The 15810-nt window shown below is 65.1% G+C and carries 14 protein-coding genes; 3 read left to right on the top strand and 11 right to left on the bottom strand.

Translation table 11 applies throughout. From position 1 onward, the window contains the following. Window positions 1-5: 5 nt before the first annotated feature. Window positions 6-641, bottom strand: a complete 636-nt coding sequence (locus tag ACYQ12_RS03345) for a TetR/AcrR family transcriptional regulator C-terminal domain-containing protein (RefSeq protein WP_459867679.1) — start codon at window positions 639-641, stop codon at window positions 6-8. 107 nt (window positions 642-748) lie between these two features. Here ACYQ12_RS03345 and ACYQ12_RS03350 point away from each other — a divergent pair, with 107 nt between their 5' ends. From ACYQ12_RS03350 to ACYQ12_RS03360, 3 genes are all read left to right on the top strand, one after another. Next, window positions 749-1816, top strand: a complete 1068-nt coding sequence (locus tag ACYQ12_RS03350; RefSeq protein WP_459867682.1) for an HlyD family secretion protein — start codon at window positions 749-751, stop codon at window positions 1814-1816. 77 nt (window positions 1817-1893) lie between these two features. Further along, the gene (locus tag ACYQ12_RS03355; protein ID WP_459867684.1) at window positions 1894-3399 is read left to right on the top strand and encodes a DHA2 family efflux MFS transporter permease subunit; all 1506 of its coding nucleotides are present in this window, start codon (window positions 1894-1896) and stop codon (window positions 3397-3399) included. Between the two features lie 157 nt (window positions 3400-3556). Further along, on the top strand, window positions 3557-4504 hold the full coding sequence (locus ACYQ12_RS03360) for a carbohydrate kinase family protein (RefSeq protein ID WP_459867687.1): 948 nt from the start codon (window positions 3557-3559) through the stop codon (window positions 4502-4504). A 37-nt stretch (window positions 4505-4541) separates the two neighbouring features. On the opposite strand, the gene xylB is transcribed toward ACYQ12_RS03360, so the two are convergent. The 10 genes from xylB to ACYQ12_RS03410 form a co-directional block, all read right to left on the bottom strand. Beyond that, on the bottom strand, window positions 4542-6035 hold the full coding sequence (xylB, locus tag ACYQ12_RS03365) for a xylulokinase (RefSeq protein WP_459867690.1): 1494 nt from the start codon (window positions 6033-6035) through the stop codon (window positions 4542-4544). 76 nt (window positions 6036-6111) lie between these two features. Further along, window positions 6112-7587 (bottom strand): mannitol dehydrogenase family protein, encoded by a 1476-nt coding sequence (locus ACYQ12_RS03370; RefSeq protein WP_459867693.1) that lies wholly within the window; start codon window positions 7585-7587, stop codon window positions 6112-6114. A gap of 43 nt (window positions 7588-7630) precedes the next feature. Further along, on the bottom strand, window positions 7631-8254 hold the full coding sequence (locus ACYQ12_RS03375; RefSeq protein WP_459867696.1) for a nucleoside triphosphate hydrolase: 624 nt from the start codon (window positions 8252-8254) through the stop codon (window positions 7631-7633). A gap of 173 nt (window positions 8255-8427) precedes the next feature. Then, window positions 8428-9219, bottom strand: a complete 792-nt coding sequence (locus ACYQ12_RS03380; RefSeq protein ID WP_459867699.1) for an L-iditol 2-dehydrogenase — start codon at window positions 9217-9219, stop codon at window positions 8428-8430. A gap of 30 nt (window positions 9220-9249) precedes the next feature. Next, complete coding sequence (locus ACYQ12_RS03385; protein ID WP_459867702.1) at window positions 9250-9933, bottom strand: HAD family hydrolase; 684 nt, start codon at window positions 9931-9933, stop codon at window positions 9250-9252. Between the two features lie 20 nt (window positions 9934-9953). Further along, window positions 9954-11102 carry an ABC transporter ATP-binding protein gene (locus ACYQ12_RS03390; protein ID WP_459867705.1) on the bottom strand — a complete coding sequence of 383 codons (1149 nt, stop codon included), beginning with the start codon at window positions 11100-11102 and terminating at the stop codon, window positions 9954-9956. Between the two features lie 301 nt (window positions 11103-11403). After that, window positions 11404-12300: a carbohydrate ABC transporter permease gene (locus ACYQ12_RS03395; protein ID WP_459867708.1), complete on the bottom strand. Its 897-nt coding sequence runs from the start codon at window positions 12298-12300 to the stop codon at window positions 11404-11406. Window positions 12301-12315: 15 nt separating this feature from the next. Next, on the bottom strand, window positions 12316-13206 hold the full coding sequence (locus ACYQ12_RS03400) for a carbohydrate ABC transporter permease (RefSeq protein WP_459867711.1): 891 nt from the start codon (window positions 13204-13206) through the stop codon (window positions 12316-12318). Window positions 13207-13306: 100 nt separating this feature from the next. Further along, window positions 13307-14617, bottom strand: coding sequence for an ABC transporter substrate-binding protein (locus ACYQ12_RS03405; protein ID WP_459867714.1), 1311 nt, complete (start codon window positions 14615-14617; stop codon window positions 13307-13309). Between the two features lie 118 nt (window positions 14618-14735). Then, window positions 14736-15686, bottom strand: coding sequence for a sugar-binding transcriptional regulator (locus ACYQ12_RS03410; RefSeq protein WP_459867717.1), 951 nt, complete (start codon window positions 15684-15686; stop codon window positions 14736-14738). Between the last annotated feature and the right edge of the window lie 124 nt (window positions 15687-15810).

Genomic DNA, 15810 nt, shown 5'->3' on the forward strand with positions numbered 1-15810 from the left:
GGCCGTCAGCATCTGCGGGGGTTGGCGCCGTCGAGAAACAACCGCACGCAGCGTTCGGCCCGGGCGCGTAATACGCTCGGGCTGTTGTCCGTGGGCAATTGCAGCATGGCGCGTAGATGATGTTCACCCAGCAGCATGCCCATGAACATGCTGGCGGCGTCACTGGCGTCCTCGAGTTCCAGGCGTTGCTGTTCGACCTGATGATGGAAGTAGCGCTTCAGGGCCTCGTGCAGTCGCCGGGGTCCGCTGTCGAAGAACAGCTCGGCGAGTTCGGGCTGGCGTGAGGCCTCGGCTACCACCAGCCGGTGCGTATCGAGCGCCTCGCGGCACAGGATGATGCCGAGCAGATGCTCGCCCATCGTCGTCAGAGCCTGGGCCGGCTCGATGTCCCAGTTGTTGCGTGCATCGATGACATCGAAGACACGCCGGGCACGGCGCTCCATGACGGCCTGGAACAGCCGTTCCTTGCTGCCGAAATGCTTGTAGAGGGTTGCCAGCGATCCGCCGGCGCGGGCCACGATGTCGCCCACGCCGACATTGGCGTAGCCATGTTCGAGGAACATGGCCTGCGCGGCGTCGAGCAGAGCGTCGCGGCGCTTGCGGCCTCGCGGCGTTGCCGGAGGAGAAGGAGAGTCGTGCATCGCTGGCGTCTACATCCTTGGTCATGGGCCTGGCATATCGCACTATCCGCGATTGCCTAAAGTAGTGTAGTCTACACTACATTTTTGGTATGGCGGATGACGGTCGCATGAAAATCAAAAGAAAGATCTACACGATACTGGTGCTCTTCGCCCTGATCATCGCGGCCCTGGTCTGGGGAGTTCACTGGTGGCAGACCGGCCGCTATTTCGAGGAGACCGACAATGCCTACGTGCATACCGACAGTGTAGCGATACGCGCCGAAACCGGCGGGCGGGTCATGACGGTGCCAGTCAAGGCCAACCAGCACGTACAGGCCGGCATGCTGCTGGTCGAGCTGGACAGCACCGATGCTCGAGCGCAGCTTGCCCAGGCCACTGCGGCATTGGCGGTGGCGCGGGCCGACGAGACCCGGATGCAGCGTCAATATACCTTGCAGGAAGCGCAGATCGAGGAGGTCGAGGCGCAGATCGCGGCGGCCCAGGCCGATGTCGATCAGGCGCGCCTGCATCTCGAGCGCTCCCAGCGTCTGGCCTCGCAGAAGTATACCTCCGAACAGCAGCGTCAGGATGACGAAGCCGACCTGGCGGTGGCCCGTGCCAATCTGGCGGCACAGCGTGCCGCTGTCGTCTCGGCGCGCAGACAGCTCGAAGTCATCGAAGCCCAGCAGGAAAGTGCCCGGGCCAGCCGCGAGGCTGCCGAGGCCGATCTCGCCCAGGCGCGTCATCAGCTCGCCAAGACGCGCCTGGAGGCGCCGGTGGATGGCGTGGTGGGCAATCTCACCGTCGAGCCTGGCACCCTGGCGCAGCCGTCGCTGACGTTGATGCAACTGGTGCCGGTGCAGTCGGCGTATGTCGTCGCCAACTTCAAGGAGACCCAGACGGCGCGCATGCGCCCGGGACAACCCGTGCACGTGCATGTCGATGCCTATCCGGACGTCGCGTTCGAGGGCGTGGTGGACAGCCTGGCGCCGTCCACCGGGGCGCGCTACAGCCTGCTGCCTCAGGACAACGCCACCGGCAACTTCAATAAGATCGTGCAGCGGGTGCCGGTACGCATCCACCTGACCGGCCCGCAGGAGGCGCTCGGGCAGTTGCGCGATGGCCTGTCCGTGGTGCCCGAAGTCGACACGCGGGAACTGGAGCCGCGCGCTGACGACGCGCAGGGCACGCGCTGAACGTGGCGGGCGGCGCAGCAACCGAAGGGACGGTCGCGAAAGGGCCGGCGGCGGTCCCCGGGCACCCTCCTCAAGAAATGCCTTCCTGGCGCACGCGGCTGGGGTTCATCGCCGCCGTGTTCGGCATGTTCATGGCGATTCTGGACATCCAGATCGTCGCCAGCTCCCTCAACGAGATCCAGGCCGGCGTCTCGGCCAGCAGCGAGGAGATCTCCTGGGTCCAGACGGCCTATCTGATCGCCGAGATCGTGATGATCCCGCTGTCGGGCATGCTCACCCGCATCTTCTCCACCCGGGTGGCATTCGTCGCCTCCTGCGTGGGCTTCACCCTGGCCAGCCTGGGCTGTGCGATGGCCTCCTCCATCGAATCGCTGATCGTGCTACGCGCCATCCAGGGCTTCATGGGCGGGGCGATGATCCCCATCGCCTTCGCCATCAGCTTTACCATCTTCCCGCGGCGCATGATGGGGTCGGTGCAGGCGGTCATGGGACTGGTGGCAACGCTCGCTCCCTCGGTGGGGCCGACTATCGGGGGATATCTCACCGAGTTCGCCAGCTGGCACTGGCTGTTCCTGGCCAACGTGATTCCCGGGGTGGCGGTGTCGCTGGCGGTATGGAACCTGCTCGACATCGATCGCCCCAGCCATGGCGCCCTGCGCCATCTGGATCTGATCGGTCTGGCGCTGATGGCGCTGTTCCTGGGCACGCTGGAGTTCACCCTCGAGGAGGGGCCGGGCGACGACTGGTTCGCCAGCGGCCTGATCCTGACCACGGCAACGGTCTGTTTCCTGGCTGCGGTCGGCTTCTTCTGGCGGACCCTGCGCCATCGTCATCCCGTCGTGGATCTCAGGGTCTTCGCCAACCTGAACTTCGCCATCGGCGCCGGTCTGGGTTTTCTGATCGGTATCGGCCTTTACGGGCTGGTCTACCTGCTGCCGCTGTTTCTGGGCACGGTGCGTGAGTATTCTGCGCTGCAGATCGGCGAAGTGATGGCGGTGACCGGGGCCACCATGTTCCTGACCGCGCCACTGGTGGGGCGCGCCACCGATCGTGTCGACCTGCGCCTGCTGCTGCTGTGCGGGCTGCTGCTCACCGGGCTGGGCACGCTGATGAACGCCGATCTCACCGCCGAGTCGGGCTTCGATCAATTCTTCTGGGCCCAGGTGGTACGCGGCATGGGGCTGGTGATGTGTCTTATCCCTACCTCGCGGATCGCCTTCGGCACCCTGCCGCCGCAAGAGATCGGCAATGCCAGTGGTCTCTACAACGTGATGCGCAACCTGGGCGGGGCGGTGGGGCTGGCGATGCTCGATACCGTGCGCGACCGGCGCATGGATTTCCACTGGAACCAGTTGATTCCTGCCATCGACGAGGGGCGCGAAGTGGTCAACACGACCCTGGCCCAGTATCAGGGGATGCTCAGCGCGGTGAGCGATCCCCAGGCCGGCGCCGTGGCGATGCTCGTCCGCACCCTGCAGCAGCAGAGCATGGTGATGGCCTACAACGACATCTTCCTCTGGCTGGGACTGGTTTATATCCTTGCCGCGCCGCTGATCCTGTTGCTCAAGAAGCCCGAGCACTGAAGGTCAGGCTAACGCGCGAATGAAGGCCTAGGCTATCGACTAACTGCCGGAACGATCCGGACGGGATAGGCTGGGAGGATGTCTGGCAGGCGTGCGGTTTCGAGACTCGAGGCTGGCGCTCGACGAGCCAGCAGGATTCGGCAAGGGGAGGGGGAAGATGTTTCTTGTCTGCGGTGAAGCGTTGTTCGACTTCTTTGCGGCTCCCGGGGCCGCCGATGGCGACGCCTCGTCGCTGGAATTCGAGGCGGTGGCCGGTGGATCGCCGTTCAATGTGGCAATCGGGCTCAGGCGGCTCGGATGCGAGTCGGCGCTGTTCGCCGGGCTCTCCACCGACTTTCTCGGACAGCGCCTGGCCCGAGTCCTGGCCCGCGAAGGGGTGAGTCGCGACTACCTCGTGCGTCTCGACGATCCGACGACGCTGGCGATGGTGGCCCTCGATGCCGGCGGTTCGCCGCAGTACGCCTTCTACAATGAGCGCGGTGCCGACCGCAGGCTCACGGCGGCCCATCTGCCCCAACTCGCCGCCGATATCCGCGGCCTTCATGTGGGCTCCTATTCGCTGGTGGTATCGCCCACCGCCGAGACGCTGCAGGCATTGGTCGAGCGGGAAGCGGAACACCGCCTGATCTCGCTCGACCCCAACGTGCGTCTGCAGATCGAGCCCGATGGCGAGCGCTGGCGCGAGAGGATCGAGGCCCTGGCGCGTCAGGCGCATCTCATCAAGGTCAGCGAAGAGGATCTCGTCACGCTGTATGGCGAGCATCACGCCGAGGCCGTGGCCCAAGGCTGGCTGTCCGAGCGCTGCCAACTGGTGATCATGACGCGGGGCGGGCAGGGCGTGACGGCGTTCTCCCGAACCCATGGGCGCTTGACGCAGGCCGCCTGTCCGGTGGAGATGGTCGATGCGGTGGGGGCGGGCGACACGTTTCAGGCCGCCATGCTGTGCTGGCTCGACGAGCAGAGGCTGGCGACGCCGTCCGGCATTGCGGACTTGAGCGCGTCGCAGATCGAGGCGATGTTGCGTTTCGCCGGGCGGGCCGCGGCCCTGACCTGCACGCGGCGTGGGCCGGACCTGCCGCACCGCGAGGAGTTGCCCGACGAATGAGCACGCCGCCACGAACGAGAGTCGGCCGGGCGCTACGTCAGACCGGCACCTCGTAGCGTTCGGCCAGTGCCTGCCGGTAGGTCCGATAGAGTGTCTGGTAGCGCGGTACGTTTTCCGCCTGGGGCCGGGTCTGCGTCTTGCTATCGAGACTGACCAGGCCCTCACATAATTCGGTCAGCGTGCGACTCGCACCGCGTTCGTGATCATCACACCACGCCGCCTGTATGGCCGCCCCGAGTGCCGCCGCCTCGGTAATGTTGGGGCAGATCACCTCGACGCCCAGCACGTCGGCGACAATTTGGCGCCACACCGGGCTCTTGGCACCGCCGCCGACCAGACGCACCTGGTTGGCACGTTGCGCCAGCGGCCCGAGCAGGTCGAGGCCATAGCGCAGCCCAAAGGTGGTGCCTTCCACGACCGCCCGACACAGGTTGGCCGGCGTAGTGTTGCGGCTGGTCAGGCCGACGAAGCTTGCAGTGGCATGCGGCAGCGTCGGCACGCGTTCGCCGTTGAAGAATGGCAGCACCATCACCCCGCCCGCCCCCACCGGCGCGGCCGCGACCTGCTCGCCGAAGGTGGCGATGTCGAAGCCGAACAGCTCGCGTACACGGGTGGTCGCCGAGGTCACGTTCATGGTGCATACCAGGGGCAGCCAGCCGCCACTGCTGGCACAGAAATTGGCCACCAGGCCGCTGGCCTCGACGACGGGATGATCGGCGTAAGCATAGACCGTTCCCGACGTGCCGAGACTCAGGGTGACCAGGCCCGGGGTAATATTCCCCGTCCCGATGGCCGCCATCATGTTGTCACCGCCGCCGCTGGCGACCAGGACATCCTCGCCGAGCCCCAACTGGCGAGCCACCTCGGGACGTACCCGCCCTACCGGCTTGCGGGAATCGATCAGCCGCGGCAGCACCCGCTCGGGATCGAGTTCGGGGGCAATGACCCGAAAGACCTCATGATGCCAGGTACGCGAGCGGGTATCGAAGTAACCGGTCCCCGAGGCGTCGCCGCATTCGGCGACGCGCTCGCCGGTCAGCCAGAAATTGAGGTAATCGTGGGGGAGCAGGAGTGTATCGATGCGCCGATACAACTCGGGGTGCGTGTCGCGCAACCAAGCTACCTTGGAAGCCGTGTAGCCGGTCTGCAGCATCAGCCCCAGCGTCTCCAGGCAGGCCTGGTGGCCGCCCAGTTTCTCGACCAGCGCCTCGTTGTGCAGGGCCGTTTCGGTATCGCACCACAGCTTGGCCGGATACAGCGGCTCGCCGCGTTCGTCGAGCGCGACCATGCCGTGCTGCTGGCCGGACACACCGATGGCACGGATCTCGCGCGGGTCGATCCTGGCCTGTTCCACGGCGTCGGCAAAGGCGCTGCGCAGCGCCTCGATCCACTCCTCGGGATGCTGCTCGCGCCGGCCGCCCTCGCCCTCGTCCAGCCGGTGCGCGTGACTGGCCTCGCCGATCACGCCCTGCGCGGTATCGACGATGACCACCTTGGTGCTCTGGGTTCCGCAGTCCACTCCTGCGTACATGCGCTGTTCCTCGTTCGCCCTCATTCGCTGTCGCCTGCCCTTGCCGTACAGGATAGTCGTGGCCTTCGCTCGCGAACTACCCCGCCACCAGGGCTTCTACCGTGGCCCGGGCGCCTTGGGCATGCAAGCGCTCCAGCGCCTCGAGGTAGGCCCGGCGAAAGCGCTCGTCATCAGCCAGGTCGCCGAACAGTTGGCGATTCTCGATGAATGCGGTCGGCCGCTGACGATTGTCGCGAGCAATGGCGATCAGCGAGTCCCTGAGCCGGTCGACGATCTCGATGGGGCAGCCCTGCTCGTCGGCGCCCTCGGCATAGCGGGCCCAGCTGGCGACCACTGCCGCGCTGCGCCGGATATCGCCACCGCGGACGAGTTGCTCGCGAATCACCGGCAGCAGCCACTTGGGAATGCGATCCGAGCTTTCCGCACAAAGGCGCGCCAGGGTGTCCTTGATCTCGGGATTGGCGAAGCGTTCGATCAGGGTGCGCTTGTAGACATCCAGGTCGACACCCGGCACCGGACGCAGGGTCGGCGTGGCCTCGATGTTCATGTAGTCGAGCAGGAAATCGACGAACAGCGGGTCCTGGCAGACCTCATGGGCGTACCGGTAGCCGGCCAGATAGCCAAAGTAGGTCAGCGCCTGGTGGCTGGCGTTGAGCAGGCGCAGTTTCATCAGCTCGTAGGGCATGACATCGTCGACGACCTGCACATCGACCGTCTCGAAGGCCGGCCTGCCAAGCGTGAAGTGGTCCTCGAGCACCCATTGGGTGAACGGCTCGCAGACCACCGGCCAACGATCCTCGACCGCGAAACGCCGCTGCAGCTCCTCGATGTCCGTTGGCGTGGTGACCGGCGTGATGCGGTCGACCATCGAATTGGGAAAACGCACCTCGCGCTCTACCCAGGCGCCAAGTTCGCTATCCAGCGCCCGGGCGTGCGCCGTGAACATGCGATGCGCGACTTCGCCATTGCCCTGGATGTTGTCGCAGGACATCACCGTGAATGGTGCCACGCCCCGCTCGCGCCGGCGTCGCAGCGCTTCGACGATCAGTCCGAAGGTGGTCTGTGGGGCCTGCGGATGTTCCAGATCGTGCCTGACCTGCGCATTGCTCAGATCGTACTCGCCGGTGACATGATGGAAGTTGTAGCCGCCCTCGGTCACGGTCAGCGAGACGATACGGGTGGCCGGGTCGGCCATCCGCTCGATCACCGCCCCGGGATCGTCGGGGGCGAACAGATAGTCGATGATCGAGCCGATCACGCGCGGTTCATAGTGGCCGTCGGGATGCTTGGTGATCAAAGTGTAGAGATAGTCCTGCGCGGCCAGCGCCTCCTGCATGCGACGGTCGCCCGGCATCACGCCGACCCCGACGATGCCCCAGTCCAGGGCCTCGCCACGGTTCATCAGTGCATCGAGGTACATGGCCTGATGGGCACGGTGAAAACCGCCCACGCCGAAATGGACGATACCCGGCGTCACCGCGCTGCGCTCGTAATGGGGCACGGCGACGCGGGAATCGAGCTGGTCGAGAGTCTGGCGGCTGAGAGCGGTCATGGGCACTCCTTGCGGCAGTGAAAATTGGAAAAAGGATGGCGCGTCAGTACCAGCGGATATCCGGCTCGACCGACGCCGCCTTGATGAGTCGGGCGTTGAGCATGTCCTTGTGGCGGGCCTTGTCGATGGCACCTGCTTGCTCCTGCCCCATGCCCAGCCAGCGCTGGATCAAGCGCGCTTCCAGCACCTCGTCGGGCACCTCCAGAAACAGGCTCAGGTCGAAGCATTCGCGCAGGGCCGACCACGGCGCCCGGTCGAGCAGCAGGTAATTGCCCTCGACGATGACGATGCGATGCTCGAGGGTGACCAACCGACCACCGGCGCGGGCCAGATCGAGCGGTCGGTCGAACACCGGCACCGCCACCGTGCGGTCCGCCCGGCGGATGCGCTGCAGATCGTGAAGCAGCCCATCGGGATCGAAGGTCTCCGGCGCCCCCTTGATCGGCACCTGCCCACGCGGCTCGAGCACGGCATTGTCGAGGTGATAACCATCCATCGGCACGACCGCCGCGATACCCGGCTGGCGGGCATTTATCTCTCGGGCCAGCCACGCCGACAGGAACGATTTGCCCGCCGCCGGCGGCCCGGCCAGGGCGACGATGAAGCGCTTGCGGTCGGCAGCGGCAGCGATCAGCCGCGCCGCCATGTCGTGAATATTCGGATTCATGAGTTTCTCGGCATTTGTACTTGCCTAGGCCAGGCGTGTCCTAAAACGCAGCGAGCGATGACCAGACAAGGCAAACATCGACGAAAAAGGCGGAGTTTACGTTGGGTAAATGAGCATTTTTGAGTCGATGTTTAACGCCGTATGATCGAGCGCAGCCAGTTTTCGGACACGCCTCAGCTCATCCAATTGCCCCCGTCGACGTTTAGGGTCTGTGCAACGACATAATCGCTATCCGACGAAGCCAGAAACACCGCCGCGCCGGCATGATCCTCGGGCCGGCCCATGCGCCCGTAAGGCACCGCCTCGCCGACCAGGCGCTTCTTTTCGCCGAGCGGACGGTTCTCGTAGCGGGCGAACAGCGCATCGACCTCATCCCACATCGGCGTGTCGACCACGCCGGGGGCGATACCGTTGACGTTGATGCGATGCTTGATCAGATCCAGGCCGCAGGACTGGGTCAGGCTGATCACGGCGGCCTTGGAGGCGCAGTACATGCTCACCAGCGGTTCGCCGCGACGCCCCGCCTGACTGGCCATGTTGATGATCTTGCCGCCGCTGCCACGCTCGACCATGGCCTGGGCCACCGCCTGCAGGGTGAAGAACAGGCCTTTGACGTTGACGCTGAACTGCCGGTCGTAGCTCTGCTCGGTGACCTCGAGCACCGGCGCCATGTCGAACACCGCGGCGTTGTTGACCAGAATGTCGATGCCGCCGAAGCGCGCGGTGACGTCCCGTACCAGGGCGGCGATGGAATCCCGGTCGCAGACATCGAGACGCTGGCCCATGACCCGCTCGCCCGAGGGGTCGAGTGCCTGCCTGAGCTGGCCGATGGCGGCATCGATGGCCTGCGCATCGATGTCCGCCACCACGACGCGCGCCCCCTCCTGCAGGTAGCGCGTGACGATGGCCAGCCCGATACCCCGCGCGCCGCCGGTCACGATGGCGACCTTGTTGTCGAGTTTCATCGCATTATCGTCCTTGTTCCTTGAATCGGGTTACGCCAGGTTCCGCCCACGTCGGTCGCGCCAATGCGCAATCAATGCCTCGAGCCCCTGCATGTCGTTCATGATCCGCCAGGCACCGGCCTCGAGTAGACGCTGCTCATGCCCCGCCTCGATATGGCTGGCGCCGGTAAAACCGATCACGGTCATGCCGGCGGCATGCGCGGCTTTGACGCCCGACACGCTGTCCTCGATCACCAGGCACTCCGCCGGCGCACATCCCATGCTGCGGGCTGCCAGCAGGTAGACCGCCGGATCCGGTTTGGGCCGTTCCGCCTGGTCGGCGGTGAACAGCGGCACATTGCCCAGCCAGGCGTCGAGCCCGGTGGCCTTGAGCGACGCCACCACGCGCTGACGCCGGCTGTTGGAGACGATCGCCAGCGGCATGTCGAGGCGCGCCACGACCTCGGCGACGCCCTCGATGGCCAGCAGCTCGCGGACCAGGCGTGCCTCGATATCGGTATCGAGGCGTTCGAGGGCATCACCGGGCAGCCGGTGAGCGCTGTCCCGCTCGATGTGCTCGAGAATCGCCGCCGTGGTCATGCCCAGCGCCTGACGCAGCGCCGAGTCGGGCTGGATATCCGGCAGCCATTCGCCGAGTCGCTGGATCAGCGTTTTCTCGGCGATGGCCTCGCTGTCCACCAGTACGCCGTCGCAATCGAAGATCAGGGTTTCCATGCCATTCCTCGGTGACGTGATCAGTGACTGGCAGCCGCGCTGGGCGCCGAGCGATTGTCCTGGCGGCAGATGTCGGCCAGCGGATGTCGATGCAGGTTGGGCAGTGCCAGGCCGTGGTTGTCGAACAGGTGGGCGCGTCCAGCGTCGAAACCGAAGCGCACCGTGTCGCGGACCTGCGAGGTCACATCGCCATCGGTGACCAGAATGACCGGTGTGTCGCCCATCTGCAGATACAAGGAGGTCGACCCACCCAGACGCTCGATGACCTGAACCTCCCCCTCAAGCGGGCCCTGATCGTTAAGGAGCAGGTGTTCGGGACGCACCCCGAGTTCGAGACGCTCGCCTGGATTCAGTGCGCTGCCATCCACGGGCACATGACACTGTCCGCCGCCCGGTAATCGCACATCGACGCCCTTGGCACTCGCCCCCATGACCTCGACGTCGAGGAAATTCATCTTCGGCGAACCAATGAAGCCGGCCACGAAGCGATTGCGCGGATGGTGATAGAGTTCCATGGGCGAGCCGACCTGTTCGACCACGCCGCCCTGCAGCACGACGATCTTGTCGGCCATGGTCATGGCCTCGATCTGGTCGTGAGTGACGTAGATCATGGTGGCGTCGAGCTCGTCATGCAGGCGCGCCAGCTCGATGCGCATCTGCACGCGCAGCGCCGCGTCGAGGTTGGACAACGGCTCGTCGAACAGGAAGATGCTCGGGTTGCGCACGATCGCCCGACCGATCGCCACGCGCTGGCGCTGGCCACCCGAAAGGGCCCTGGGCTTACGGTCGAGCAACGGCTCGAGCTGCAGGATGCGTGCCGCCTCCAGCACCTTCTGGCGGCGCGCCTGCTTGGAGATGCCAGCCAGTTTGAGGCTGAAGCCCATGTTGTCCTCGACGGTCATGTGCGGATACAGCGCATAGCTCTGGAAGACCATGGCCAGGCCGCGCTCGGCAGGGCCCACATCGTTGATGCGCTGGCCGTCGATGAGAATGTCGCCGCCCGTGGTGCTTTCCAGGCCGGCGATCATGCGCAGCAGGGTCGACTTGCCGCATCCGGACGGGCCGACGAAGACCACGAATTCCTTGTCGTTGACGTCCAGGTCGACGCCCTTGATCACGCGGGTGTCGTCGAACTGCTTGACGACCTGCTTGAGTTGTAGCGTTGCCATGTTCCGCTCCTTGTTCTACTGAACGCTATTTGACGGCACCGAAGGTCAGGCCACGCACCATCTGCTTCTACGTTTAGGAGAGCGCCAGCCGAACAGCCGTTCGGCATCGACGAATACCTATTTCACCGCGCTGAATGTCAGGCCACGTACCATCTGCTTCTACGTTTAGGAGAGCGCCAGCCGAACAGCCGTTCGGCATCGACGAATACCTATTTCACCGCGCTGAATGTCAGGCCACGTACCATCTGCTTCTACGTTTAGGAGAGCGCCAGCCGAACAGCCGTTCGGCATCGACGAATACCTATTTCACCGCGCCGAAGGTCAGGCCACGCACCATCTGCTTCTGCGTGAGCCAGCCGAACACCAGGATGGGGGCGATGGCCATGGTCGAGGCCGCGGAGAGCTTGGCCCAGAACAGTCCCTCGGGGCTCGAGAACGAGGCGATGTAGGCGGTCAGCGGTGCCGCCTGCGACGAGGTGAGGTTGAGGCTCCAGAAGGCCTCGTTCCAGCTCAGGATCACCGCCAACAATCCGGTAGAGGCGATGCCCGGCAGGGTCAGCGGCAGCAGCAGATGCCAGACTTCCTGAAAGGTGCTGGCGCCATCCATGCGCCCCGCCTCGAGGATGTCCTTGGGCAAGTCCTTGAAGAAGGTATAGAGCATCCACACCACGATCGGCAGATTCATCAACGTGTAGACGATGATCAGACCAGTGCGCGTGTCGAGCAGCCCGGTATCGCGAAACAGCAGATAGATCGGCACCAGCACGCCCACCGGCGGCAGCATCTTGGTGGACAGCATCCACAGCAGCGTGCCCTTGGTGCGCCTGGTGGGCAGAAAGGCCATGGAGTAGGCCGAGGGAATCGCCAACAGCAGGGCCAGCAGGGTCGAGCCGAAGGCTACCACGACACTGTTCAGGGCGAACTTGAAGTAGTCGGCGCGCTGCTGCACCTCGATGTAGTTCTCCACGGTCGGCGAGAAGATCAGGCTGGGGTCGGCGATGGCCTCGGTTTCGGTCTTGAAGCTGGTCACGATCATCCAGAAGATCGGGAAGAAGATCAGGATGGCCACGCTCCAGCCAAGCACGGTCAGCCACAGGCGACGGCCGGCTATCCCGCTCAGATAAGATTTCCGCGACGTCGCCCGGGTCGACTTGGTGTCGTGGGCCAGGGGCGCCTGGCCGGTCTTTGCGCTCGTCATGATTCGGCTCCCCGACTAGCTTTCCAGGTTCCTGGCCACCATGCGGACCAGGAAGATGGCGACGATATTGGCGAGAATGATCGCGACCACCCCGCCGGCGGAGGCCATGCCCACGTCGAAATCGAGCAGCGCGCTGATGTAGATGTAATAGGCCAGGTTGGTGGTGGCCAGGCCAGGGCCACCCGAGGTCGTCACGAAGATCTCGGCGAACACGGTGAGCAAAAAGATCATCTCGATCATGATCACCACGCTGATCGCGCGCTTTAAGTGCGGCAGCGTGATGTAGAAGAACACGGCCAGCGGGCCGGCGCCGTCCATGCGTGCCGCCTCGACCTGGTCATCGTCCAGCGACTGCAGCGCGGTGAGCAGGATCAGCAGGGCGAACGGCAGCCACTGCCAGGCAACGATGATGATGATCGAGGTCAGCGGCAGCGACGAGAACCAGTCCACCGCCGGCAGGCCGAACAGTTCGGCGACCCAGGAGAGCACGCCGTTGGCCGGGTGCATCATCATGTTCTTCCACACCAGCGCGCTGACGGTGGGCATGACGAAGAACGGCGAGATGGCCAGCACCCGTGCGATGCCGCGGCCGAAGAACTCCTGCTGGAACAGCACGGCCAGCAGCGTGCCGCCGATGACGGTGATCGCCAGCACCGAGCCCACCAGAATCAGCGTGGTGCCCATCGCCGACCACAGCGCCGGATCGGTGAACAGGTATCGGTAATTTTCCAGCCCGGCGAAGCCGTTCATGCCCGGCATCAGCAGGTTGTAGCGCTGGGAGGAGAACCACACGGTCATCGCCAGCGGTACGATCATCCACAGAAGCAGCAGGGTGACGGCAGGCGCCTGCAGGGTAAGGGAACGCAATCCCCCGACGGTGCGCCCGGAGGCTCGTGCTTTGTTCATGGCGTTCACGCAGTAGGTTGGAGTGTCGCCGGCCGGAGAGAGTGCCCGGCCTGGCGATGATGCGTCACCGGGCCGGCAGCGGCTGGATGGCTTGCGACGGCTACTTGGGATAGCCCGCGCGTTGCATGGTGCGCTCGGTCGAACGCTGCGCCGAACTCAGCGCCTGCTCCACCGACATGTCGCCGGTCAGCGCCGCGGCGATCATCTGCCCGACCTGGGTGCCGATGGCCTGGAACTCGGGAATGCCCACGAACTGCACGCCCACGTAGGGGCTGGGCTCCAGGGTCGAGTCGGTGGGATCGGCCTCGCGGATGGCGTTGAGCACGAAGTCGGCAAACGGCGCGGCCTGCTGGTAGTTTTCGTTGGCGTAGGTGGACTCCCGGGTGCCCGGCGGTACGCTGGTCCAGCCCTTGGTCTCACCGACGAGCTCGATGTAATCCTGCGATGTCGCCCAGGTGATGAAGGTCTTCGCGGCGTCCTTGGCGTCGGAGGACTTCGGAATCGCCAGTGCCCAGGTCCACAGCCAGTGCGAGCCCTTGGGGGTTTCGGCGACCGGCGCCGGGGCAAAGCCCAACTGGTCGGCGACATCGGACTCGTCGGGATTGTAGAGCTTGCCGGCGGCCGAGGTGGCGTCGACCCACATGCCGCAGTTGCCGCGTGAGAACAGCGCCAGGTTCTCGTTGAAACCGTTGGAGCTGGCCCCCGGCGGTCCATAGTTGTCGAGCAGGTCGACATAGAACGACACGGCGTCCTGCCAGGCCTGGGAATCGAGCTGGGGATTCCAGTCCATGTCGAACCAGCGCCCGCCGTAAGTGTTCACCAGGGTCGAGACGAAGGCCATGTTCTCGCCCCAGCCCGGCTTGCCGCGCAGGCAGATGCCGTAGACCTCGTTCTGGGGATCGTGGATCTGGCTGGCCCAGTCGCGCACTTCCTGCCAGGTCGGCTGTTCGCTCATCTCGAGGCCGGCCTTCTCGAACAGCGCCTTGTTGTAATACAGCATCGAGCTTTCGGCGTAGAACGGCAGCGCGTAAAGGGTGTCGTCGTGGCTCAGGCCATCGCGAACCGTCTGCAGCAGGTCATCGACATGGTAGCTCTCGGGCAGGTCATCGAGTGGTGTCAGCCAGCCGCGTTCAGCCCAGATCGGCACCTCGTAAGCGCCGATGGTCATGACGTCGAACTGGCCGCCGTCGGTGGCGATGTCAGTAGTCATGCGCTGGCGCAGCACGTTCTCCTCGAGAACGACCCAGTTCAGTTGGATATCCGGGTGGGCCTTCTCGAACTCGTCGGTCAGGCTCTGCATGATGACCATGTCGTTGTTGTTGACCGTCGCGACGGTGATGGTCTGCGCCTGGGCGGAGAAGGAGGTCAGGGCCGCAGCCCCGACCAGCGGAATGGCGTGACGTAACCGCATGGCATGCTCCTCGGAGGAGATCGTGGATTTGTTTTTTGATCAATCTACTCATTGGTAGAACAAATGATCATTCCAGCCCCCGAAAAAAGCAAACCGCTGGGCTTAGACTTTCGCCTAGTCAGCCGATCTGCTCGAGAATGAAGCGTGCCGCCGCTTCGTCGGTCACCAGGCCTTGCAGCCAACCGCCACGCAGGGCGGCAAGGATCGCCGGCCCCTTGTCGCGTCCGCCGGCCAGCCCGACCAGGGCCTGTCCGTCGAGCGCCACGAGCGGCAGGCTGGTGATGCGCCGGGTGAGCGGGCAGTCGATCAGCGTGCCGTCGCGATCCAGCGGCCAGCCCAGCAATTCGCCGACGGCGCCGGCTTCGAGCAGCTCCTCGAGCTCCGCCCTGCTGATGAACTGATCCTGGAACAGCGTCGCCTGCGGATCGATGCGCCCGATGCCGATGAAGCCGGCCTCGGATTGCATCGCTACCTGTGCCACCGCCTGTACCAGGGGCTGAGCGAGCAGGGCGTCCTTCTCGGCCACGGACCCGGCCACCACGGGCGCCGGCAGCAGGAAGCGCCCGGCATCGGTCTTGTCGGCAAGCACCATCACGCCGTCGTAGCGATTGGCGGAGCCGTCACGGGCGACGTTGCCGACCAGCGAGACGAAGCGGTGCTGGGGACGTTCGAGGTGGCTCAACGCTTCCACGGTGGCGCGTACCGCGCGCCCTGTCCCCAGCGACAGCGTCAACGGCTCGGCCCGCTCGATGTAGCGCAGCAGCCGCTCGCCGCCGGCCTGGGCCAGGAAGCGCGAATTGTCATCGCTGTCGGGATCGGAGGGCACCACGTCGCAGAATGCCAGCCCGAAGGCGGTGACCAGCGCATCCGCCATGGCCATGCAGCTGGCCAGGGGATGGTCGATGTGCACCTTGACCAGCCCCTCCTGCCGCGCCAGGGCCAGCAGGCGCTGCACCCCCGGGCGCGAGACGCCCAACTGGCTGGCGATCTCGTCCTGGGTGCGCCCGCCGACATAGGAAAGCCAGGCGGCACGCGCCGCCTGGTCCAGCTTGAGTTCGAACTTGTCCATGCATCACCGTCGTCTGTCGTCATCGGGAAAATCATCGCAGCCAGCCCCGTAACGCACAATAAGACGTCGGCTGTTCTCGAATTCTCGGATCGCTCTCGGATCGCCCTGCACGGCATGTCGTGGC

The organism is Halomonas shantousis, assembly GCF_054654615.1.